The following is a 22,032-nucleotide window of genomic DNA, read 5'->3' as shown; positions in this document are numbered from 1 at the left end:
TTGCCCGCACATGAGTGCGGGCGGCGTGCTGCGCCTTGCTTGGCCCCTGGCGGCGAGCCTTCTCAGCCCATTGCCGTAGCGTTCACAGGCCCACCTCGCTGCATGGAATTCCTCGACGTCCCGACGGTCCTCAAGGTCAGCGCCCTCTTCAATCTGATGGCGGCCCTGGCCTGGCTGACGCTCGCGCAGACCTTTCGCATCGCGCCGCGCGCCGGCCGGCTGATGGCGGCGGCTCATCTGGTGCGCATCGCCTCCCAGGGCTGCGGCGACTGCATGGCCGGCTGGCCCGGCCTGCTGCGCCAGGCGATTCCCGAGTTCGGCCTGCTGGCCTGCGCCGTGCTGCTGCTGATGGCGCTGCGCCGCATGCTGCGCAGCCGCCAGCGCCCGCGCGACATCAGCTGGATAGGCGGCCTCGGTGCCATCGGCATCGCACTGGGCCTGGCCAGCGGCTCGGGCCTGGCGCCGCAGGTGGCCAGCACTTTCAGCGTGGCGCTGCTGGCCCTGCTGTCCGTGCGCGAGGTCGTGCGTGGCATCGGCAACCAGCTGTCGCGCGTCGTCACCGCCTGCACCACCCTGCCCTTCGCCGCAATGGCAGCCGTGACGCTGACGCACGCCGCGGAGCTGCTGCTCGTGCCGGGCTGGGATGACCACATCCTCAATGGCGAACTGCCGTCGCCGGCGCGCGCGGCGCTGTGGTTCGTCGTCACCGCCGCCATCACCCTCAGCCTGATCGCGCTGATGATCTGGCGCCTCATCACGCGCATTCAGCACCTGACCTACCGCGACCCGCTGACCGGCGCCCTCAATCGCCGCGCCTTCGAGCAGGCGCTCGGCGAGGCCCAGGCCCAGCTGCAACGCGGCCGCGGCTTCGCGCTGGCCATGATCGACATCGACCACTTCAAGCGCGTCAACGACCAGCACGGCCATCAGGCCGGCGACGCGGCCCTGCAGCATTGCGTGCGCGTGTGGCAGGCCTGCCTGCGCGAGGTGGACTGCCTCGGGCGCCTGGGCGGCGAGGAGTTCTGCGCGCTGCTGCCGCTGACCGGCCCGGCCGATCTCGCCACCGCCGCCAGCGTGGCCGAGCGCCTGCGCCACAGCCTGGCCGCCCAGCCGCTGCGCTGGAAAGACGTGGAGCTGCCGTTGTCGGCCAGCTTCGGCGTGGCCCTGCCGGTGGCCGACGACCCGCGGGGCGAAGTCGGCATGGCGCGCGCCGACGGCGAGCTCTACCGCGCCAAGGCCGAGGGCCGCAACCGCGTCTGCGTGGCAACGCACCTCGGCGGGATCGCCACGGCATGATCACGCCAGCGCAGACCCAGACGCTGCTGGCCAGCATCATCTTCGTCGCGGCGGCGGCGACCCTGGTGTGGATGGCACTGGCCCTGGTCGCGCGCATCGCGCCGCGGGCCTCTCTGGCGATGGCCGGAGCGAACGCAGCCGCCGCCGGTTCGCTGACCCTGCATGTGCTGCGAGGTGTGCTGCCCGACGCCCTGACCTACTGGCCCGGCGACGTGCTCGCCATCGCCTCCTTCGCGCTGCTCGGCGCGGCGGTGCCGGGCATCACGACGCGGGCGCTGAACTGGAAGCCCGGCGCCGCCGCCGTGGCTGCCACGGCGCTGCTGCTGCTGGCGCTGCCCTATGAAGGCGACCTGCGATGGCAGGCCCGCATCGTCAACGGTGCCGGCGCCGCGCTGACGCTGGTGGCCGGCGTTGTCGCCTGGCGCAGCCTGGCGCGCTCGGCCGGCGGCCGGCGCACGCCCGCGCCGCTGGCCCTGCCCCTGTTCCTCATCGCGGCGCTGATGGCGGCGCGCGGCCTGGAGACCTTCGTCAACCCCGGTCGCACACCCGACCTGCGCATGCCCACCGGGTTCAACATCGCCTTTCTGTGGACAGCCCTGGTGCTGGCCTTGCTGCAGAACGCGACGCTGGCCTTCCTGGTGCTGATGCGGTTGATCACGCGCATCGAGCGCCTGCTGGAGCGCGACCCGCTGACCGACACGCTGAACCGCGGCGCCTTCGACCGGGCCCTGGAGCGCGCCCACGCCTGGCTGGCGCGCGGCCGCGGCTATGCCCTGGTCATGATCGACATGGACCGCTTCAAGCAGCTCAACGACACACTGGGCCACGCCGCCGGCGACGCGGCCTTGCGCTTGATGGTCAAGGAGCTGCAGCCCTGCGTGCGCGAGGTGGACCGCTTCGGCCGCCTGGGTGGCGAGGAATTCTGCGTGCTGCTGCCCGACACCGACATCGCCGGCGCGGCGCTGGTGGCCGAGCGCATGCGCTGGCTGGTCAATATGGCGCCACTGCGGTGGCTGGAGCAGGACTGGTCGCTCAGCGCCAGCTTCGGCATCGCCGAAGCCGAACGCGCCGATGCCAGTGGCGGCGCGGTGCTGGCGCGCGCCGATGCGGCGCTTTACCGGGCCAAGGGCCAGGGCCGCAACGTCGTGCAGGCCTGAACGGCAGGCCGCCCCTTGCGGCGGCGCACAGGCATAAACTCGATGCAAACAAGCCCAATGGAATCGAGTGATCGATGACAGCAGCCGGGGGCAGGAGACAGGGAACCGCCATGCGCTTGCGGGTCGCGGGCGTAGCGCAGCTGTTGGTGCTGGCCGCCGGCCTGGCGGCTGCCGCCGGGGTCGCGGCGAGTTCCTCCAGCGTCGCCGACCTCGACATCGGCGAACTCGTGCAGGTGCGGCTGTCGCCCTTCGACGTCGCCGCCAACCTCGACCGCGGCTATCGCGCCGCCCACGCCGTGTCCGCCTCGCGCTTCGACGCGCCGATCCACGACCTGCCGTTCGCCATCCAGGCCTTCAACGAGCAATTCATCCGCGACCAGAAGCCGCAAGGCCTGTTCGACGTGGCCCGCTATTCGCCAGGCGTGACCTACCGGAGCAACGACTTCAATGAGGGCAATGCCAACCTGGCGATCCGCGGCTTTGCGGTGAGCCAGGTGCCTGGCGCCTACCAGGTGCTGCGCGACGGCTTCGTCGGCCCCTCGATCTTCGACCTCACCAGCGCCTCGCGCATCGAGATCGTCAAGGGCCCATCCTCCTTCCTGTACGGCCAGGTGGCGCCCGGTGGCATCGTCAACGTGATCACGAAGAGCCCGCGGCCCCAGCCCTTCGCCGAGGTCGAGGTGGGCGCCGGCAGCTACGGCCGCTACCGGCTCGACGCCGACATGGGCACGCCGCTGCGGCCCGACCTGCTGCTGCGCGTCGCCGCCTCGTTCGACCAGGACATCCACTACTGGCGGCCCTACGACGCGCATGCCACCACCCTGGCACCTTCGCTGCGCTGGACACCGGACCGCCGCGTCAGCGTGACCCTCAAGGCCGAGCAGTACAGCAAGCGCGAAGCCCCGCAGCTGATGCAAAAGCCCGGCTACGGCAGGCAGGCCGGCCTCGTGCCGACCGCGGCCGACCCGAACCGCGCCGGCGTCGACGTGCCCGGGTTGCCGGACGACTGGAACAGCATGTCCGACGTCGACTACCGCCGCAGCGACAGCACGGGCGCCAGCGGCTGGGTCGATGTCGAGGCGAGCGACCACTGGCATCTGCGCGCCGGCTACTCGCGCCTGCGCTTCGCCATCGACGCGCTGTTCTCCGGCAACCTCGGCATGTCCGACAACCAGACGTTTCTGCAGGGCCGCCGCCTGCGTCGCCAGACCTACACCAACCAGGCCGAGACGCTGACCGCCGACGGCGTCGGCGTGTACCGCTTCGACCGTGCCAGCCTGCGGCTGCTGCTCGGCGCGCAGTCGCTCAGGCGGCGCTTCGACAACACGGCGGCGCAGGCGCCCAACGACCCGGCCCTGGGCAGCCGCCCCATCGCCTCGCCCCTGCCGCTGTGGGACCTGCGCGACCCATCGACCTGGAACCGCCAGGTGGACATCCCGCTGTCGGCGTTGACCGAGAATCGCACCGATCGCAGCCTGCATCAGACGGACCGCTCGGCCTATGCCGGCGCCACGCTCGGGCTGCTGGACGACGACCTGCTGCTGCTGGCCGGCCTGCGCTACACAGCCGCGCGTGCCCGGGTCGACGACCGGATCACCGCTGCATCCCAACCCTTCTCCACGCATGAGCTGACGCCGCAATACGGCGCCCTGCTGCGCCTGGCGCCCGAGTGGTCGCTGTTCGCCTCGTTCGCGCGCTCCTTCGTGCCCGTCGCGCAGGTGCTGAACCGGCCCGACGGCACGCGCACACCCGCCCTGCCCACGCGCGGCAGCGGCTGGGACCTGGGCGTCAAGGCGGAGCTGCTGAACGGCCGCGCCACGGCCACGCTGACCGCCTTCGACCTGCGCAACCGCAACGCCGTCAACGACCTTGCGCAGACCGACAGCTCGGGCAACGTCGTCATCTACAACGTCCAGAGCGGCCAGCAGCGCTCGCGCGGCATCGAGTTCGACGCCACCTTGCTGCCAGCAGCGGGCTGGCAGATCTACCTGGCCTACAGCCGCACCGCCGCCCGCATCCTGGAGTACAGCGGCAACGACGCGGCCCTGCTGTCGCGCGACCCGGCGACGCTGAATGCCGCCGAGCGCATCAACTACAAGAGCGCCCAACTGCTGCACGGCGCGCGGCTGCAGATGAGCGCGCCGCATCTGTTCAACCTCTGGGCGCGGCATGATTTCTCCGGCGGCCTCTACCTGGCCGGCGGGGCCCACGTCGTGCGGGACCAGACGCTGTTGCCCGAGGGCCCGGCGGCGGCGCGGCAGAGCTATGCGCTGATCGACGCCCTGGCGGGCTACGCGTGGCTGGACGGCGGGCGCCGCATGTCGATCGAGCTGTCCGGCAAGAACCTGCTCGACCAGCACTACCACCCCTCGCAGAGCACGCGTTCGCGGCCCCGGGAGTGGCTGCTGGCTTTGAAAGCGGCCTGGTGAGGGTCGCCGTGAGTTTCGGACGCTCCGTCGCGCTGGCGGCCCTGGCCTGCGTGCTGGGGCCGCTGGCCGGCGCGCAGGCGCCGCTGGTCGAGCGGCAGTCCCGCGTCGAGGCCGCGTTCATGCGCAACTTCGCCCGCTACGTCACCTGGCCGTCGCGGGCCTTTGCCGACGGCACCATGCCCTGGAACGTCTGCACCGTCGACGAGAACCACTTCGACGCCTCCCTGGAACAAACCTTCCAGGGCCGGCTCGAACAGGGCCGGCCGTTCACCGTGCGGCGCGCCGTGTCACCCGAGGCGCTCGCCAGCTGCCACATCGTCTTCGTCGGCGCCATCAGTTCGTCGGCGCGGCGTGCGGCACTGGCGCAGCTGAGCGGCCTGCCGGTCCTGACCGTGGGCAATGCGCCGGAATTCCTCAGCGAGGGCGGCGTCGTGCGCCTGCTGCCCGGCGAGCACATCGAGATGAGCATCAATCTCGACCAGGCACGCCGGGCCTCGCTGGGCATTCCGGCCAAGCTGCTCGAAGTGTCCAGCGAAGTGGTCGAGCACGGCAGCCTGCGGAGGCTGAGATGAACGCCGCGCGACCGCGCCGCATCCGCAGCGTGCTGATGCTGTCGCTGCTGGTAGCGGCGGTGCTGGTATTCGCCGCGGGCGCGGCCGGCCTGGTGCTGGTGCAGCGCCTGACCCTCGAACAGCGCGCCCGCGCCCAGGTCGAACCCATGGCGCAATTGATCGCCGTCGGTGCCGAGGCGGCGGTCGCCTTCGGTGACGCGCGGCGCGCGCAGGAGATCCTGGACTCGCTGCGCCCCAACCCGCTGGTGCTGTCCGCCGAGTTGCGCCTGGCCGACGGGCGGCTGCTCGCGCAGTTGCGCGCGCCGCAGGCCGTCGAGTGGCCGGCTGCAGCGCCGGGCGGCGGCAGCGAGCCGGGCTTCGCACTGGCTACCGGGCTCGGCGCGGCCCGCTGGGTGCAGGCGCTGGACGGCGATGCGCGCCTGGTCCTGGTCACCAGCCTGGCCGAACTGCAGCGGCAGAACCTGGCCGCCATGATCGCCTTCGGCGCTGCGCTGGTGCTGCTGGGGGCCGCAGTGATGCTGGGCCTGCTGTGGGCGCTGCAACGCTCCATCGGCCGGCCGCTGGCCACGCTGGCCGCGGTGGTCGACGAGGTGCGCGTCAGCGCCGACTACGACCGCCGCGTGCCGGTCGAAGGCGCCGACGAACTGGCCCGGCTGGGCGAGGGCTTCAACGCGCTGATGGGCGCGCTGCACGCGCGCGACGCAGAGCTGCGCCGCCAGCACACGGCCCTGGAGGACACCGTGGGCCAGCGCACCGCCGAGCTGAGCCAGGCGCGCGACGCCGCCGAAGCGGCCAGCATCGCCAAGAGCGCCTTCGTCGCCAACATGAGCCACGAGATCCGCACGCCGATGAACGCGATCATCGGCATGTCGGGCCTGGCGCTGGAAGGCGCGCTGCCGCCCCGCGAGCGCGTGCACATCCAGAAGGTCAACCGCGCGGCGCGCTCGCTGCTGACCATCCTCAACGACATCCTCGACTTCTCCAAGATCGAAGCCGGCAAGCTGGTCGTCGAGACCCTGCCCTTCGACCTGCCCGAGGTGCTGGACAACCTGGCCTCCATGATGGGCCCGCAGGCGCAGGACAAGGGGCTGGAGCTGCTGTTCTCGGTGCAGGGCGACCCACCGCGGCAGTTGCTGGGCGACCCCGTGCGCCTGGGCCAGGTGCTGCTCAACCTGACCGGCAACGCGGTCAAGTTCACCGATCACGGCCAGGTGCAGGTGAGCGTCGAGACGGTGAGCCGCGAGCGCGAGCGGGCGGTGCTGCGCTTCGTGGTCTGCGACACCGGCATGGGCATTTCCGACGAGCTCAGGCAGCGTCTGTTCGAGCCCTTCGAGCAGGCCGACGCCGCGACCAGCCGCCGCCACGGCGGCACCGGGCTGGGGCTGGCGATCAGCCGCCAGCTGGTGCGGCTGATGGGCGGTGAACTCGAGGTCGACAGCCCAGCCGGCGGGGGCAGCCGCTTCTCGTTCATGCTGAGCCTGGCGGCACTGCCCGAGGCGACAAACGCCCAGCCCGCCGCCGGCCTGCACGGGCGGCGGGCGCTGGTGGTCGTTGCGCATGCCGCGGCACGCCAACTGCATGCCGCGACGCTCACTCAGGCAGGGCTGCAGGTTGACTGCGTCGCCAGCGGCGCCGAGGCGCTGGCGCGGCTGTCAGAGGACGCGGCGCAAGGCTACGGCCTGGCCGTGCTGGAGCATCCGCTGGCCGGCCTGGACCCGGCGAACTTCGCGCGCCGCCTCGCCGCCCAGGCTACGGGCGGCTCGCCGGCCCTGGTGCTGCTGGCCGAGGCGGGCCGCCAGGACCCACCCACCGCGCTGGCGGCGGCCACCGTGATGGTGGCCAGGCCGGTGACGCCCTGGTCGCTGCTGGACGCCTGTGCCCAAGCGTCGGGCCTGGGCGGCGAGCACGCCGCTACCCCGCTGCCGCCTCGGCTCGACGTGCGCCTGGACGGCGCACGGGTGCTGCTCGTGGAGGACAACGAGATCAACCGCGACCTCGCCGCCGAATTGCTCGGCCGCATAGGCATCGCGGTGGACATGGCCTGCAATGGCCGCGAGGCCCTGGAGCGGCTGGCCACGCACGACTACGACGCCGTGCTGATGGACTGCCAGATGCCGGAGATGGACGGCTTCGAGGCCACGCAGCGGCTGCGCCAGCAGCCGCGCTGGCAGGACCTGCCCATCATCGCCATGACCGCCAACGCGATGCTGGGCGACCGCGAGAAGGCGCTCGCGGCCGGCATGAGCGACCACGTCGCCAAGCCGATCAACGTGGCGCACCTGTATGCCACCCTGGCACGCTGGGTGCGCCCCCGCGCGCCGCTGGTTGGTACGGTGGTCAGCGAGGGCACCGCGGCCGCCGCGGCCCTGCCCACACCGGGCATCGACATGGCCGGCGCCCTGGGCCGCCTCGGCGGCGACGCCGCCCTGCTGCGACGTGCCCTCGGCGGCTTTGCCGAGAAATACCGCAGCTTTGAACAGGACTTCGATGCCGCGCGCAACGCCGGCGACGCGGCGGCCGGGCGCCGCCTGGCGCACGACCTTCAATCCCTGGCCGGCACCTTTGGCATGGACGGGCTGCGCGAAGCCGCGCTGCGGCTGGAGCGGGCGTGCATCGCCGGCATCCATGGCGCCGCCGTCGATGCCGCGCTGGACGAAGTGATCGCCGCACTCGCGCCCGCGATCTCCGCCAGCGGCTCACTCTGCGCCGCGCCGCCGCTGGCCTGAACGCCGCGATCAGCGAATCTTCAGGGACCGGCGCGACGGAAGTAGGCGTCGACGCCCTCCAGCATCTCCGCCGTCACGTGGCTCCAGTAGTGGAAGGTATGGGCGCCGGCGTCCTCGCGATAGTCGGGCGCCTGGCCCTGGGCGCGCAGCGCCGCCTGAAGTGCGCGATTCGTCGTGACCAATTCGTCCTCGCTGCCGCAGCGCAGCACCAGTGGCACCGGCAGCCGCCCGGCGCGCTGGACCTCGGCGATCAGCTCGTCCGGATACCAGCCGCTCAGCGCGAACGCATAGCCCCAGCGCTGCGGCGCCGCCAGCGGCAGCTTGACCGAGCCATAGCCACCCAGGGACATACCGGCGATGGCCGACTGCGCGCGTGTGGGTGAGAGGCCGTACTGTTCCTTCAGCCAGGCCGGCAACTCGTCGACGATGAAGCGTTCGGCCGGGCCGTCGTAGCGCCGGCCGTTGCTGCTGGGCATGACGATGACGAAGGGCCGTGCGCGGCCGCTGGCGATGAGGCGGTCGGCATAGCGCTCGATGTGGCCGGTGCGAAACCACTGGTCGGCGTCCATGCCGCCGCCATGCAGCAGCGTCAGCACCGGCAGGGCCTGGCCGCGCTCGAAGCCCGGCGGCAGATAGACGTTGACTTTGTCGGTCCGGCCGAAGGCGGCGGAAGCCACCTCGTACGTCTCGACACGGCCTCGACCGGTGGCCGGTGGCGTCCATGCACCTTCGCCAACGAAGACGAAGGAATGCTGGCCGCCCTGGCCATCGGCATCGTGGTCTGGCGTGGCCGGGTCATGCACCCAGCGGCCGTCGACGACGAACTTGTAGAGCCACTGCCCCGGCGCCAGGTCCAGGCGCACGCGCCAGATGCCGTCGGCGCCGCGCGCCATGGCCTGCTTGTGCTTGTCCCAGCCCGTCATTTCGCCGGCGAGGAGGACCCGGCTCGCCTGCGGCGCCTCCAGCGCGAAAGTGACGGGCTCAGCGCGCACCGTGGCGGTGACGGCAAACAGCAATGTCAGCAGCAGTGTCTTGGCTTTCATTCGGCTTGCGCAGGAACTGAAGGCCGCGAGATTGCCACAGACAAGGCCCGTGCTGCGCGCATAGTTCCGCTGCCAACTACACACCCCTTCCATGGACCTCGATCCCAAAGACCTCATCGACCAGGCCGCCGAAGCCGCGCAGGAGGCGCGCACCGCGCGCCTGAACGCCGCTGTCGCCATCACGGTGGCGATCCTGGCCACCTTCATGGGCATCTGCAAGGTCAAGGACGACAACATCGTGCAAGGCATGCAGCAGGCCCAGGCCGACAAGCTCGATTACTGGGCCTACTTCCAGGCGCGCACGATTCGCGCCGACGTGGCCGAGCAGGCGGCCACCCAGCTCGAGCTGGCCAAGGCCGGAGCACCCAACGCGCAAGCCGCGGACTACGACAAGGCCATCGCCGGCTACCGCGCCAAGGCGGCCGACCAGCTCAAGAAGCGCGACGAACTCAAGGCCCAGGCCGAGGCAGCCCAGACCGCTTACGAGACGCTGAACCGCCGCGACGACCAGTTCGACCTGTCCGACGCCCTGCTCGCCATCGCCATCGCCCTTCTGGCCGTGACGGCGCTGACCCGGCTCTGGCCGCTGTACTTCGTGGCCCTGCTGCCAACCTTCTTCGGCGTGCTGATGGGCGTGGCCGGCCTGATGGACCTGCCCATCCATCCCAACATGCTGTTCCGGTTGCTGTCGTAGCGTTGCTGCTTGAGCAGCGAGAGCGAGGCGGTCTTTGCGGGACGCCGGGCGCCGCGCAGTTTTGGGCTTGGGCTGCTTCAGCCGGCGGATACCGGACTTTCGGAAACCCAAGGCAGCTGCCACCGTTCAACAGTGCCTTTCTCACAGCCGGTCCGCTCATCCCGGGGTCGGACTGGATGGCAGAACGGACAGGCAGCACGCCGCCCCGCCGCTTGTTGATCAGTCGGTCGGTGCGGCTGTTGGCCGGGACCGCTGCGCCAGCAGGCGCTTGCGCACCGCATAGATGTTGTTGCGCAGCGCGTAAAGCTCTTCGGCATAGGACAGCGGCACCGCAATGCGGTGTGTGACGCGGTCCAGCTCATCCAGCTCGTCGAGTAAAGCGCCGCGCTCGCCTGCGCCGCTTTCAAGCTTTGCTTCCACCTCGCGCAGCCGCGCATACCAGCGGAACACGCGCGAGCGCACGCGGAACGTGTAGAGCGGCGGCACCACGCGCGACAGCGGCAGCATCAGCACCAGCAGGCCGCCGACCACCAGCCACATGCGTTCCAGCAGATTGCCGGCCCAGAAGGGCAGGTAGCGCGCCCACGCCGGCGTCGTGCCGTTGATCGCGCGATCGCCCTCGGCGCTGACCGGCAGCTCGCTGGTGCGGGTGTTGGGGAAGTCGCGCGCGCCATTGAACCAGCCGGCGTCGCTGTGCTGACCCAGGGCCGCCTGCGCGAACAGCTGGCGCAGCGCAGGGTGCGTTTGCTCGCGCGCCAGCAGTGCGGTGGTGGTGGCTAGCAGCGGCACGTCGTGCGGCGGCAAATCGGCTGCCAGGCCCACCACACCACGCGGCAGCCTCACGGTGGACAGGAAGGGCAGGTGGCGCGAATAGGCCTCGTTCTGCTCGAAGGCCATCAGCGCAATGGCCGGGTCGCGCAGCAGCTCGCGGATCAGGCCGGCCTGCGGCGCCGAGATCAGCACCGTGGCGTCCAGCCGGCCCTGGCGCAGCGCCTCACCCGCGGCGTCGGGCGCCAGATTGGACAGCCGCAGATCGGTCGGCTTCAGTTGGTTCAGCGCCAGCAGCTTCTCAACAATCTGCGGTACACCGCTGCCGTCCTGATCCACATTGACTCGCAGGCCGCGCAGCTGGTCCAGGCGCTGCAGTTCGCCCCCGGGCTGGCGGCGCGCGATGCCGAGATCGCGGCGGTAGAAGATCCAGATCGGCTCGTAGAACAGACTGCCCAGCGAGACGATGCCGGCCTCGGTATCGGTCACCGGATCGGCCATGCCGCCGCGTACGAAGCCCACATCGACCGTGCCCGCGCGCAGATGGGCCAGATCGTCCTGCGCGCCTTCGCTGGCGATCAGCTCCACCTGGATGCGCTCGCGTGCCAGCGCTTTCGCATAGCCCTCGCCGAAGCTGGCGTAGGCACTTCCGGCCGGGCCGGTCGCCAGCCTTACCTGGCGCGGCGGCTGCGGATCCAGCCACCAGTAGGCAGCTACCAGCAGGCCTCCGCCGAGCAGCAGCAGCGGCCCCATCGAGACCATCAAGTCGCGCAGCGTCTGCAGCAGCAGGCGCAGGCTGCGGGTGGCATGCCATTGCTGAATCGGGGTCATGGCTTGCCGTCCTGAGCGGGCAAAGGCTGGGCCTGCGTGTTGCAGAGTCGCTCGCATTCCTGAGCACCCGCACGAGTGGAGGCCGCAAGGGTGAGGATGATCGTGATGCCGAGGCGTCGCACGGGCTGGGCCTTTGCCGATGGGGGACCGGCCGATCGTATGGGAGGCGCGCTGGCCGGACTGTTACGCCCGCTTTCGCTGCCAAGCGGGCGACGGCACTAGGCTGGAAGCGTCCTTCCAAATCGCTGTCGGTCCTGGCACAGGCGTCCCAAGTCGGCCCGTGCGCATCGCGTGTCTTAACGCTCAACCTTGCGCATCAACACCGCGGCCACCGCGGCGCCCAGTACGCACAGCGCGGCGCTCACACCCATCACCCACCGGTATCCGCTGATGAAAGCCTCGTGGATGGCGCTCTGGGCCGCGGCTCGGGTGGCTGCGTCGATGTCCCGCGGCAGCTCGATGGCCGCGAGCCGGCTCTGTTGCTCCAGCACCAGCGACGCCACAGCAGCAGGCACGCCGTGGTGGTCGAGCAGGCCTCGAAGCGCAGCGCCGAATGCCCAGGCCATCAGTGCCCCCAGCGCGGCGATGGCCAGCACGCCGGCCGCACGGGACACCGCGTTGTTGATGCCCGACGCAACACCGGCCGCGTCGGCGCCCGCCGCATTCATGACGGCCGTGGTCAATGGCGCGACCGTCACGCTCATGCCCACGCCGAGCACCACGATGCCCGGCAGGAACCCGGTCCAGTAATTGGCTTCGATGGAAGGCAGCGCCAGCGCAGCGAAACCAGCGCCCGCGATCACGGGGCCGATGGCCAGCGGTGTGCGCGGCCCGACCCGATCGGCCAGGCCGCCGGCCCAGCGCGACAGCACAAACATGATCAGGATGAAGGGCAGCAGCGCCGCTCCGGCGGCGGCGACCGACAGGCCATGGACCTGGATCAGCGCCAGCGGCACGAAGAAGAGGCCACCGCCGAGGGCTGCGTAGACCAGCAAGGTCAGCACATTGGCGCCGGCAAAAACGGGGTCGCGAAAGAATTGCAGCGGCAGCATGGGCCGCGGTGTACGTTGCTCCACCCACGCGAAGGCCACGATCGCGACGACGCCGATCACGAGGGCGGCGATCACGGCGGGCGAATCCCACTGGCGGGCTGGCCCTTCGATGAAGGCGAACACGATGCCACCCAGGCCCACCGTGACGAGCGCCGCCCCCGGCCAGTCCAGCCGCCCCGTGGCTTGCGGGTCGCGGGATTCCGGCACTCGCAGCATCGCCATCGCCGCAACCAGCGCGGCCAGCGGCGCATTCACCATGAAGGCCCAAGTCCAGGAGTAATGGTCGATCAGCCAGCCGCCGATCACCGGCCCGACGGCCGCCGTGATGCCACTGAAGCCGGCCCACGTGCCGATGGCCCGGCCCCGTTCATGCTCGGGAAAGGCCGCACTGATCAGCGCCAGGCTCCCCGGCACCAGCAAGGCTGCACCCACGCCCTGCAATGCGCGCGCCGCGATCAATGCGTTCACGCCGCTTGAGAGCGCGCACAACACCGAGGCCACGCCGAAGATCGCCACACCCATCAGGAAGATGCGGCGGCGGCCGTAGCGGTCGCCCAGCGCGCCGCCAAGCAGGAGCAGCGCGGCCAGCAACAGCGCATACGACTCCACGACCCATTGCACCTGATGCAGCGTGGCATGCAACTCGTTCTGGATTGCCGGCAGCGCCACGTTGACGACCGTGCCGTCGATGAAGGCCATGCCGGACGCGAGGATTGCGGTCGCCAGCACCCACCGCTGCCTGGCCGGCGAGCAGGGCGATGCCGGAGGGCCGTGGCGGATGGCGGCCTGGTCGCAGGGTGGATGCAGCGCAGCGGTCATGGAACTCCGGCGGGCAATCGAGGTGCCACCCGGCTTTCACCAAGGCACCCGCGCCAGGCACGCCGGGAAATGGGCGCATCCTGCGTGCGCAATGCTACCTTCACGGTCAGTGGCCGCTGCCGACAACGCCGCTGCTCATCGCGGCGGCAATGAGCAGCGCCCTCAGCCCGTGTAGATCACCACACCTTGCAATGCTGCCCCGCCGGCTTCACCAGCTTGGCGCCCGGCTTGCACGCAAAGGCCTTCTCGAACTCCGGCATGTTGACGACGACGCCGTTGATGCGCCAGCGCGCCGGCGAGTGCGGGTCGACCTTGGCCTGCACGCGCAGGGCTTCGGGGCGGGCATCGGCGCAGTCCCACTGCGCGAAGCCGACGAAGAAGCGCTGCTCGGGCGTCAGGCCGTCGCGGTTCTCCAGCGTCTTGCCGGTCATGTGCACCTTCCAGGCCTCCCAGGCCAGCACCAGGCCGCCGAGGTCGGCAAGGTCTTCGCCCAGCGTCAGCTTGGAGTTGATCTTGATGTCATCGACGACGGTGTAGGTGGCGTACTGGTCGGCCACGCAGGCGGCGCGCTTCTCGAATTCCTTGCCGTCCTTCTTGGTCCACCAGTTCTTCAGGTTGCCCTGGGCGTCGAACTGGCGGCCTTCGTCGTCGAAGCCGTGGGTCAGCTCGTGGCCGATGGTGCCGCCGGTGTTGCCGTAGTTGGGTGCCTCGTCGAGAGCTGCGTCGTACAGCGGCGCCTGCAGCACGCCGGCGGGGAAGTTGATGTCGTTCATCTGCGCGTCGTAATACGCGTTCACCGTCTGCGGCGTCATGCCCCACTCGCCGCGGTCCAGCGGCTGGCCGATCTTGGCCAGGCGGCGCTTGGCTTCGAAGGCATTGCCGCGCATGACGTTGCCCAGGAAATCGCCAGGCTGCACGGCAAAGGCCGAGTAGTCGCGCCAGCGCTCCGGGTAGCCCACCTTGTTGACGATGGCCTTGAGCTTGGCGTGGGCGCGGGCCTTGGTCTCGGCGCTCATCCAGGCCAGGCTGTCGATGGACCGGCCCATGGCCACCTCGATCTCGTCGGTCATCTGCACCGCCGCGGCCTTCAGGTCGGGCGTGAAGTTGCGCGCGATGAATTCCTGGCCCAGCGCCTCGCCGAGCTGCACGTCGACGAGCTGCACGCAGCGCTTCCAGCGGGGTTTCAGCTGGGGCGTACCGTGCAGGGTCTGGCCGTAGAAGTCGAAGTTGGCCTGCACGAAACCGTTGTCCAGCGCGGGGCTGAGGCTGCTGGCCAGCTGCCAGCGCAGATAGGTCTTGAGGTCGGCCAGGCTCATGGTGTTGAGCCGTGCGCCGAGTGCCTTGAAGAAGGTCGGCTCGGTGACGTTGTAGCGCGCGTGCCAGGGCGCGGTGCCCAGGGCGGCCTGGTAGCTGGCCCAGTCGAAGCCGGGCATCAGCGCCTTCAGGCCGCGCGCATCGACGACGTGGAAGGTCTTGTAGGGATCTCGCTTGTCGACCTTGCTCAGAGACGCCTTGGCCAGCACCGTCTCGGTGGCCAGCACGCTGCGCGCCCCCGCCTTGGCGGCCTCGGGCGTGTCGCCCAGCAGCTCGAAGATGCGGGCCACATGGGCCTCGTAGGCGGTACGGATCTTCAGCGTCTTGTCGTCACGCTTGAGGTAGTAGTCGCGGTCGGGCAGGCCCAGGCCGCCGGCCGAGGCGAACGCGATCTGGCGCGTCGCGTCGGCGAAGTCCTGGCCTGCGCTGAAGCCGAAGAAGAGGCGGTCATTGCCGGCCGCCAGCTGCAACTCGGCCAGCAGGGCCGGCAGGGCCTTCTTGTCCTTCAGCGCGGCAATGCGGTCCAGCGTCGGCTGCAGGCCCTTGAGCCCGGCGGCCTGCACGGCGCTCTCGTCCATGCAGGCGGCGAAGTAGTCGCCCAGCTTGGCCTGGGCCGCGGTGCGCTCGGCGCCCGGCTGGCCCAGCTTGTTCAGCACGCCCCACAGGTAGCGCTGGTTCTCGTTGGCCATCTTGGCGTAGACCGACCAGCGCGACTGGTCGGCCGGAATGGGGTTGGTCTTGGTCCAGGCGCCGCAGGCGTAGCGGTAGAGGTCGTCGCAGGGGTCGACGCTGCGGTCCATGGCCGTCACGTCCAGGCTGGGCGTGTAGGGCAGGGCATCCAGCGGTCCTTCTGCAGCATTGGGGCCGGCCGCGTGGGCCAATGTCGCCGCCAGCAAGGCGGGGAGCAGCAGTCGTTTCATGGTGGGCGAGGAATTTGAAGTGAGGCGATTGTGGGCGCTGGGCGCGCCAGCAGCCATTCGTCAGACCTGTGGGAGCGGCCAGCCCGTCGCGGAATTCGGCGGGGGAGGAGAAGCAGATAGGTTCGGCCATGATGGGCGCTTTCTGATTGCTGCAATTTGCCCATGGAAACCTTGCTGCTGCTCGTCCCGATCGCTGCCGAACACAAGGTCCTGCTGCTGGAACGCTTTCGCGTCATCGACGCCCCCGACGCCACCCGCCGGGCCGCGGCAATAGCGGCCCGCGCCGCCGAGATCGACCTCGTGCTGACGAATGGCGGCACCGGCTTCTCCGCCGACGAGATCGCCGCGCTGCCCAACCTCAAGCTGCTGGCCGCCCAGGGCGCCGGCTACGAGAACCTCGACGTGGCGGCCGCCAAGGCGCGCGGCGTGCTCGTCTGCAACGGCGCCGGCACCAATGACGACTGCGTGGCCGACCACGCCCTGGCCTTGCTGCTGGCCAGCGTGCGGGCACTGCCCCAGCTGGGCGTGGCGCTGCGCGCCGGTGTCTGGCGGGACGCGCTGCCCCTCTTCCCCAACTTCAAGGGTAGGCGCCTGGGGGTCATCGGCCTGGGCGGCATCGGCCGCAAGATCGCCACGCGTGCCGCCGCTTTCGGCATGGTCATTGGCTACAACAACCGCCGCCCGCGGGAGGATGCTGGCGATGCGGTCTATTTCGACAGCGTGATGGCCCTGGCTGCCTGGGCCGACGACCTCGTCGTCGCGACACCCGGTGGTGCAGGCACGCACCACATCATCAACGCCGAGGTGCTGGCTGCCGTGGGCGCCGGCGGCCATGTCGTCAACATCTCGCGAGGCAGCTGCGTGGACACCGCGGCGCTGGCCGCGGCCCTGCGGGCTGGGCAGATCGCCGGTGCGGCATTGGATGTCTATGAAAGCGAGCCCCGCCCGCCGCAGGAGCTGCTGGGCCTGGACAACGTCATCCTGACGCCCCATGTGGCCGGCTGGTCGCCCCAGTCCATCCGCGCCACGGTGGAGAACTTCATCGCCAACGTCGACGCCTGGCGGCGCGGCGAGGCGTTGCTGACGCCGATCTGATTCAGCGCCGCTCGCGCCGCGCCTCCATGACTTCGCTCTCTTCGCGCGCGGCGTACTGGCGGCGGCTGCCCTCCTGAAGCGCCACCTCTGCCGCCAGTCGGCCCATCTGGGTGCTGGCCATCTCCTGCATCATCAGCACGTCGGCGTCTTCGGGCATGCGCGTCAACTGCGGCTCTTCGCGCTCCGCCCGCGCCGGACGTCGGCGCGCGAACAGCGCATCCAGGGTCAGCAGGCGGCGGGGATCGGGCAGGGAGGCCATCATGGAATCTCCGAAAAATGTCAGGCTTGTGGAACAGACGTTATTGCGACGCCGATAGCGACACGCCCCCGCATCAACCCTTCCCTAATTCCGCGGTTGGCGCGCGTCGTGCCGGTCCAGCACGCCCCCCGCATCCGCGGGGCCGGGCGCCCCTGATGGCAACCCGGTGCTGATCGGCCCGCACGTCTGACGACAATGGGCGCATGCGCTGCCAGGATCATCCCGAGCTGAATCGCCCCCGCCTGGTGGGGCCGGCTTGAGCCGCTGGTCTTCAGGCCCCAGCCTCGCGCAGGCGCTCGCCGCTGAAACCGCCCCCTCCTGGCCGCGGAGATCGCGCCACGGCCCGGCGCGGGCCCTGCTGATCTCTCTGGTGGCCCATGGGCTGCTGCTGAGCCTGACCTTTGGCGGTGAAGGCCTGGGCCTGCCCGGCCTGAGCTTGCCCTGGCAGGCCCGCCGCGCCGAGGTGCCCGACCTGCGCGTCGTGCTGGTCACCCCGCCGCCAGCGCCTGCCGCTGAGCCATCGCCCCTGCCCGCCGAACCGCTTGCGCCGTCCGAAACCTCGGCTGTGCCGGCGCCACGCGCCCCGGCGGCCGATGAGGCACCGCCACCCCTCCCCGCCCCGGCCGTCATCGCCGTGGAGCGGCCCAGCGAAACGACCTGGACGGTGCCGCCTCAACCCCCGGCCTCCGCCCCCGTCATCGCGGCCCTCTCGGCCGCCTCCAGCGCCCTGACCACGCTGACGCGCGACGACAGCACACGCGCCGCACTGGATCGCGAGGCCCGCGAGCGCGCCGCCGAAATGGCCCAGCTCGACCGCGCCAGGCGCGACACCCAACAGCAAGCCCAGCAGCAGACGGAAAAACTGGCCGAAGCGGAACGACTGGAGGCTGCGAAACAGGAGGCGACCCGACAGGAGGCCGCTCGCAAGGAGGCTGCACGTCAAGAGGCAGCGGCCCGTGCCGAGGCGGCGCGGCTGGAAGCCGAACGCCAGGAAGCCCAGCGCCAGGCCGCCGCGAAGCAGGAAGCGGCACGGCTGGAGGCCGAACGCCGACTCGCGGCGCAACAGGACGCGGCTCGGCAGGAGACCGCCCGCGCCGAGGCCGCGCGCGCGGAAGCAACCCGGCAAGAGGCCGCGCGCCAGGAAACGGCTCGCCAGGAGGCAGCACGCACCGAAGCCGCCCGTCAGGCCGCCGAGTCCGCCAGGCAGGAGGCCGCACGACAGGAAGCCGGGCGCCAAGAGGCGGCTCGCCAGGAAGCCGCCCGCGCCGCGGCCGCCAAGCTGGCCGAGGCCAAGGCCGCCGAGGAGCAGCGCGAAGCCCGGCTGCGCGCCATCGGCCAGCAGCTCAACGAGGAAGCCGCCAAGCGTGATGCCCAACGGGATGCTGCACGCCAGGCCCCCTCCAACCTGCCCTCGTCCTGGAGCAGCGCCCGCCGCGGCCGCCTCTTCGGCCGCACCGATGCCAACGCCGAGATGGTGCTCTACGCCGAGGCCTGGGCGCGCAAGATCCAGTTCAACCAGACCTTCGACCTCGTCCGCGACGCGATCAAGCAACCCTACACCGACCCGCTCGTGACGGTTGCCATTCGCGCCGACGGCACGGTGGAGTCGGTCAGCTTCTACCGCTCCAGCGGCGTGCCGGCGCTGGACGAGGCCATCCGCCGCGTCATTGAGAGCCAGGCCAACTACCCGGCCTTCACGCCGGCGCTGGCGCGCGAGTACGACGTCATCGAGATCCGCCGTACCTGGCATTTCGATTCGGCGATCCGGCTGTACTGATCGCCCGCCAGGAGCAGCCGTCTGCCGGCGTCACTCAGCGCCAGAGCGCCGGTTGCGGCGACCAGCCCTCGGCTGATGACGCTTCCACCAGCGCCGCCGCGCAGGCGCCCAGGTCCAGCCCGAGCGCGTCACGCGCCGCGCTGCCACCTGCGTCGGTCGCGTGAGCGGCCGCGCGCACGAAAGCAGCAAAGCCGTCCCAGTCCCGCGACATCTGCTCCACCAGGATGCGCGCCAGCTCATAGGACAGCAGCGTGTCGTCGTCGGCGCGCAGGAAGGATTCGCCCGACCACAGCCGCTGCACCTTGGCCGCATTCCAGTGGTCGCGCAGTAGGGCGTGCAATTCCGGCGCCGTGTGCAGCGAGGGCTGCGCACCGGCCACACGGCGTTCGCTGTTGACGGCGATGCCCTCGTCCAGCCAGCGCGGCAGCCTCAGGTGAGCCAACGCGCTGTGCGTCAGCTCGTGCGCAATGACGGGCTCGATAGCGCCGAGATGGGCACGCACCACGACGAAGTGCGGACAGCCGGCATCTATGAACATGCCCCCTGAAACGGCAAACTCGCCGTCCGGGTAGTAAAGCGAAACATAGCGGTAGTAGTCGTCCTCGCTGTTGAGCACCAGAACAAGGCTGCGCTGGCCCGCAGGGAAGCTCGCAAGCGGCCCCAGCAGCCGCTCGATGCGTCTGCGGGCCGTATGTACATAGGCGGCGGTGGCGCGCTCCTCGCGCTCGTTCAACGGCGACAGCACCATGGCCTCCTCCGTCTCCAGCAGGCCCATCTGCGGCCCCAGCGCCTCGCCCAGGTGCAGCAGCCAGGCCCGGCGCCCGGCCTCAAGCGCAGCGATGCGCTGCTCGTCACTTGCATGGCTGGTCTCGTCGCCCGCTGCCCAGCGGTTCAGGGCGCGCCAGTCCAGCACCGGCAGTTCGTGGCCCCATTGCAAATGGTCCATGACTGAAAAACTCGCACCCCCCGCCGCGTGAGCCAATTCCTCGGGCGCCGGACCCTGCCCGTTGCTGCGATCGCGATAGCCCGCGTCCGCGACGACCTTGTCCACGACACGACGCCATGGTGTGGACAGGAAGGCGATGAAGGCGCCTCCCAACGGGAACAGCCAGATCGCCACCAGCAGCATGCCCACCGGCAGGTGTATCCGCCGCCCCGTCGCGATGACGCGGCGCGACACCAGCACATTCACAACCAGCAAGACTGCTAGAAAAACGACAAATTCAGTCATGAAGCGGTAGCCAGAGATTGTTGGGCTCGAACTGCAAGTGCGCGATCTTCGCCGCGGCTTCGACACGTCGATTTGGTCGTATTACCAGGGTTCCCCCGTCCCTCTTGCTGCACCGCACACAGAGGGAATGTCCCCGATTCGCCCCGCAGGCAGGGTGCTAGCGTGAAGTGTTGTTCATGGTTCCGGCCTGCCCACGCGGCGGCCGGGCGCTCTGTTGGTTCCCGTCGCAAACACCAAGCTAGGAGACGCAGATGAGGACTTCCCTTCGCGCCGCTATCCAGTGCACAACACGCCGCGCCGCCTGCCGCCTGGGCGTACCGCTGCTGGCGGTCATATGCGCCACACCCGCCGCCGCCAGCACGCTGACGCAGAACGTGTCCTGGACCATCAACCGCACGGGCACGACCGCCAAATACCGCGTCGTCGCCTATGGCGATTCCATCTATGCCGGCTACAACGGCTCGGTGCTGAATGCCGCCAAATACGCGGCGCCCACGGTGGACGCGGAATACCTTGCGGCCAAGTGGAATGCCAGCATCGAGAGCGTGCGCCGCGCCAAGTCCGGCGCCGTCGCCTCCGACGTTTACAGCAACAAGATCGTGGCCGAGAAGTCGTACATGCAGGCGGCGTCCACCCGCGTCGTCACCTTCGAGATGTGCGGCAACGACGGCCTGCAGGCCCGCTCCGCCTTCAAGAGCCAGACCGGCACCTGCAACTACGCAGGCATGGACGCCGCCGTGAACAGCTGCAAGACCTATGTGGCTGCCGCCATGGACTTCATCAACGCCAATGCCTATGCCGGCGTGAAGCTCAAGCAGATCTCCAACCTGCACTACCCCGGCTACAACGCCGACAACACGCAGAGCAGCTGCAAGGACGCCAGCACCGGCGCCACTGTGAACATGCGCGATCGCTTCCTGCCCAAGATTGCGACGATGAACTACTGGATGTGCGAGTACGCGCGCCAGAAGGGCTTCAATTGCGCCGACAACTTCGCGCAGTACATGGGCGCGGACTACGACAGCAACGGCGACGGCATCATCGATTCCGACGCCCTGCGCTATGTGGCCGGCGAGAGCGAGGCCAGCTACGTGACTCGCATCACGACGACGCTGAAATCGACCATCCGCGACGCCAACGCCAAGTTCGTCTCCACCAGCAGCAGCTACGACTACATCCAGTCCGACGACACCCACCCGACCTACAGCGGCGGCACTGTGTCCGCCGGCATCTTCGGCGGTACCACCGGATCGGGCGCGGCGCGCTACACGTCATTCACGAACGGCAAGAGCCCCATCTGGAACCAGTACGGGCATGAGCGCATGGGCTGGGCGATTTCGACGTCCAACCCGGCGGCGCCATGAACTGAACGCGGGCTGTCATGACGCGACCCAACGACCGCCACAACACCACCTGGGGGCCCTCTCCCTGGGTGCTGGTGGTTGCGATCGCCGTGGTAGTTGGTGGGCTCGCCTGGTGGTGGCCGGCGGCTGAGGCACCCGCATCGCCAGCGGTTGCTGCGGCACCGGCTCAGCCGGCATCAGTGGCTGCCCAGACACCCACCGCCTGGGCCAGTGCCCCGGATACAACGGTCGCCGTGGTCATGACCGGGACGGCCACTGCGCCGGTCGCCCGCATCCCGCGTCTGCGCGACCCCAACGGCGACCAGACGCCCGACCTGGCCGACTACGTCAACGAAGGCGAACGCCCCACCATGGCTGAAGTGATCCAGCGCCTGCATGCGGCCGGCGTGCGCACGGGCCTCGGCGCCTTCAATCCCCCCGGCACGCGCCCGCCCATCATCGGCCTGGCCGTGCCCGAGAACTTCGAGTTGCCGCCCGGCTATGTGCGCCACCACCAGGCCACCGACGACGGCCAGCGCATCGAGCCCATGCTGATGTTCTCGCCGGATGCGCAGACGCTGGTCATCAATGGCCGCAGCGTCGCCGTGCCGGCCGACCGCGTCGTGCCGCCTGAACTGGCGCCGCCGGGGTTGCCGATCCGGCGCATCGTCGTGCCGGCGCCGGTGGACGGCCCGCGTTGACGCTC

At 70.1% G+C, this 22,032-nt stretch carries 16 protein-coding genes; 10 read left to right on the top strand and 6 right to left on the bottom strand.

The genetic code is table 11. From position 1 onward, the window contains the following. The first annotated feature begins 102 nt into the window (after window positions 1-102). The 5 genes from ASC91_RS03045 (at window position 103) to ASC91_RS03025 (ending at window position 8,180) form a co-directional block, all read left to right on the top strand. Window positions 103-1,296: a GGDEF domain-containing protein gene (locus ASC91_RS03045; RefSeq protein WP_056191933.1), complete on the top strand. Its 1,194-nt coding sequence runs from the start codon at window positions 103-105 to the stop codon at window positions 1,294-1,296. After that, window positions 1,293-2,453 carry a diguanylate cyclase gene (locus tag ASC91_RS03040; protein ID WP_056191931.1) on the top strand — a complete coding sequence of 387 codons (1,161 nt, stop codon included), beginning with the start codon at window positions 1,293-1,295 and terminating at the stop codon, window positions 2,451-2,453. The genes ASC91_RS03045 and ASC91_RS03040 overlap by 4 nt, the downstream gene beginning before the upstream one ends. 110 nt (window positions 2,454-2,563) lie before the next feature. Continuing rightward, window positions 2,564-4,882, top strand: a complete 2,319-nt coding sequence (locus ASC91_RS03035; RefSeq protein WP_056191929.1) for a TonB-dependent siderophore receptor — start codon at window positions 2,564-2,566, stop codon at window positions 4,880-4,882. Window positions 4,883-4,890: 8 nt separating this feature from the next. Continuing rightward, the gene (locus ASC91_RS03030) at window positions 4,891-5,454 is read left to right on the top strand and encodes a YfiR family protein (RefSeq protein ID WP_056191926.1); all 564 of its coding nucleotides are present in this window, start codon (window positions 4,891-4,893) and stop codon (window positions 5,452-5,454) included. Continuing rightward, window positions 5,451-8,180: a response regulator gene (locus tag ASC91_RS03025; RefSeq protein WP_056191924.1), complete on the top strand. Its 2,730-nt coding sequence runs from the start codon at window positions 5,451-5,453 to the stop codon at window positions 8,178-8,180. The genes ASC91_RS03030 and ASC91_RS03025 overlap by 4 nt, the downstream gene beginning before the upstream one ends. 20 nt (window positions 8,181-8,200) lie before the next feature. Here ASC91_RS03025 and ASC91_RS03020 read toward each other — a convergent pair whose 3' ends face one another. Continuing rightward, window positions 8,201-9,223, bottom strand: coding sequence for an alpha/beta hydrolase-fold protein (locus ASC91_RS03020; RefSeq protein ID WP_056191922.1), 1,023 nt, complete (start codon window positions 9,221-9,223; stop codon window positions 8,201-8,203). 91 nt (window positions 9,224-9,314) lie between these two features. Between ASC91_RS03020 and ASC91_RS03015 the strand changes: the two genes are divergently transcribed. Further along, a complete protein-coding gene (locus ASC91_RS03015; RefSeq protein WP_056191920.1) occupies window positions 9,315-9,917 on the top strand; it encodes a DUF4337 domain-containing protein in 603 nt (200 codons plus the stop codon). A 219-nt stretch (window positions 9,918-10,136) separates the two neighbouring features. On the opposite strand, the gene ASC91_RS03010 is transcribed toward ASC91_RS03015, so the two are convergent. The 3 genes from ASC91_RS03010 to ASC91_RS03000 form a co-directional block, all read right to left on the bottom strand. Then, on the bottom strand, window positions 10,137-11,516 hold the full coding sequence (locus ASC91_RS03010) for a TAXI family TRAP transporter solute-binding subunit (protein WP_056191918.1): 1,380 nt from the start codon (window positions 11,514-11,516) through the stop codon (window positions 10,137-10,139). A 296-nt stretch (window positions 11,517-11,812) separates the two neighbouring features. Continuing rightward, window positions 11,813-13,387, bottom strand: a complete 1,575-nt coding sequence (locus ASC91_RS03005; RefSeq protein WP_056191916.1) for an MFS transporter — start codon at window positions 13,385-13,387, stop codon at window positions 11,813-11,815. Window positions 13,388-13,563: 176 nt separating this feature from the next. Then, entirely contained in the window at window positions 13,564-15,621 is a 2,058-nt protein-coding gene (locus tag ASC91_RS03000) for a M13 family metallopeptidase (protein WP_056191914.1), read from the bottom strand. Between the two features lie 162 nt (window positions 15,622-15,783). Between ASC91_RS03000 and ASC91_RS02995 the strand changes: the two genes are divergently transcribed. Beyond that, window positions 15,784-16,716 (top strand): NAD(P)-dependent oxidoreductase, encoded by a 933-nt coding sequence (locus tag ASC91_RS02995; RefSeq protein WP_056191912.1) that lies wholly within the window; start codon window positions 15,784-15,786, stop codon window positions 16,714-16,716. Window position 16,717: 1 nt separating this feature from the next. Here ASC91_RS02995 and ASC91_RS02990 read toward each other — a convergent pair whose 3' ends face one another. Beyond that, window positions 16,718-16,978, bottom strand: coding sequence for a hypothetical protein (locus ASC91_RS02990; protein WP_157281053.1), 261 nt, complete (start codon window positions 16,976-16,978; stop codon window positions 16,718-16,720). Window positions 16,979-17,231: 253 nt separating this feature from the next. Here ASC91_RS02990 and ASC91_RS02985 point away from each other — a divergent pair, with 253 nt between their 5' ends. Further along, window positions 17,232-18,752 (top strand): TonB C-terminal domain-containing protein, encoded by a 1,521-nt coding sequence (locus ASC91_RS02985; protein WP_056191907.1) that lies wholly within the window; start codon window positions 17,232-17,234, stop codon window positions 18,750-18,752. A gap of 34 nt (window positions 18,753-18,786) precedes the next feature. On the opposite strand, the gene ASC91_RS02980 is transcribed toward ASC91_RS02985, so the two are convergent. Next, window positions 18,787-19,983 (bottom strand): hypothetical protein, encoded by a 1,197-nt coding sequence (locus tag ASC91_RS02980; protein ID WP_157281051.1) that lies wholly within the window; start codon window positions 19,981-19,983, stop codon window positions 18,787-18,789. Between the two features lie 251 nt (window positions 19,984-20,234). Here ASC91_RS02980 and ASC91_RS02975 point away from each other — a divergent pair, with 251 nt between their 5' ends. Next, window positions 20,235-21,347, top strand: a complete 1,113-nt coding sequence (locus ASC91_RS02975) for an SGNH/GDSL hydrolase family protein (RefSeq protein WP_157281049.1) — start codon at window positions 20,235-20,237, stop codon at window positions 21,345-21,347. 17 nt (window positions 21,348-21,364) lie between these two features. Then, window positions 21,365-22,027 (top strand): hypothetical protein, encoded by a 663-nt coding sequence (locus tag ASC91_RS29940; RefSeq protein ID WP_200955206.1) that lies wholly within the window; start codon window positions 21,365-21,367, stop codon window positions 22,025-22,027. The last annotated feature ends 5 nt before the right edge of the window (window positions 22,028-22,032 follow it).

It is taken from the genome of Pelomonas sp. Root1237, assembly GCF_001425055.1.
GTDB lineage: Bacteria > Pseudomonadota > Gammaproteobacteria > Burkholderiales > Burkholderiaceae_C > Pelomonas.
This window is presented reverse-complemented; position numbering and strand designations above follow the sequence as displayed.

Bases quoted from the DNA above. Each gene is read 5' to 3' on its own strand.
- ASC91_RS03045 (WP_056191933.1), top strand. From the start codon at position 103: ATGGAATTCCTCGACGTCCCGACGGTCCTCAAGGTCAGCGCCCTCTTC.
- ASC91_RS03040 (WP_056191931.1), top strand. From the start codon at position 1,293: ATGATCACGCCAGCGCAGACCCAGACGCTGCTGGCCAGCATCATCTTC.
- ASC91_RS03035 (WP_056191929.1), top strand. From the start codon at position 2,564: ATGCGCTTGCGGGTCGCGGGCGTAGCGCAGCTGTTGGTGCTGGCCGCC.
- ASC91_RS03025 (WP_056191924.1), top strand. From the start codon at position 5,451: ATGAACGCCGCGCGACCGCGCCGCATCCGCAGCGTGCTGATGCTGTCG.
- ASC91_RS03020 (WP_056191922.1), bottom strand. From the start codon at position 9,223: ATGAAAGCCAAGACACTGCTGCTGACATTGCTGTTTGCCGTCACCGCC.
- ASC91_RS03015 (WP_056191920.1), top strand. From the start codon at position 9,315: ATGGACCTCGATCCCAAAGACCTCATCGACCAGGCCGCCGAAGCCGCG.
- ASC91_RS03010 (WP_056191918.1), bottom strand. From the start codon at position 11,516: ATGACCCCGATTCAGCAATGGCATGCCACCCGCAGCCTGCGCCTGCTG.
- ASC91_RS03005 (WP_056191916.1), bottom strand. From the start codon at position 13,387: ATGACCGCTGCGCTGCATCCACCCTGCGACCAGGCCGCCATCCGCCAC.
- ASC91_RS03000 (WP_056191914.1), bottom strand. From the start codon at position 15,621: ATGAAACGACTGCTGCTCCCCGCCTTGCTGGCGGCGACATTGGCCCAC.
- ASC91_RS02995 (WP_056191912.1), top strand. From the start codon at position 15,784: ATGGAAACCTTGCTGCTGCTCGTCCCGATCGCTGCCGAACACAAGGTC.
- ASC91_RS02990 (WP_157281053.1), bottom strand. From the start codon at position 16,978: ATGATGGCCTCCCTGCCCGATCCCCGCCGCCTGCTGACCCTGGATGCG.
- ASC91_RS02980 (WP_157281051.1), bottom strand. From the start codon at position 19,983: ATGACTGAATTTGTCGTTTTTCTAGCAGTCTTGCTGGTTGTGAATGTG.
- ASC91_RS02975 (WP_157281049.1), top strand. From the start codon at position 20,235: ATGAGGACTTCCCTTCGCGCCGCTATCCAGTGCACAACACGCCGCGCC.
- ASC91_RS29940 (WP_200955206.1), top strand. From the start codon at position 21,365: ATGACGCGACCCAACGACCGCCACAACACCACCTGGGGGCCCTCTCCC.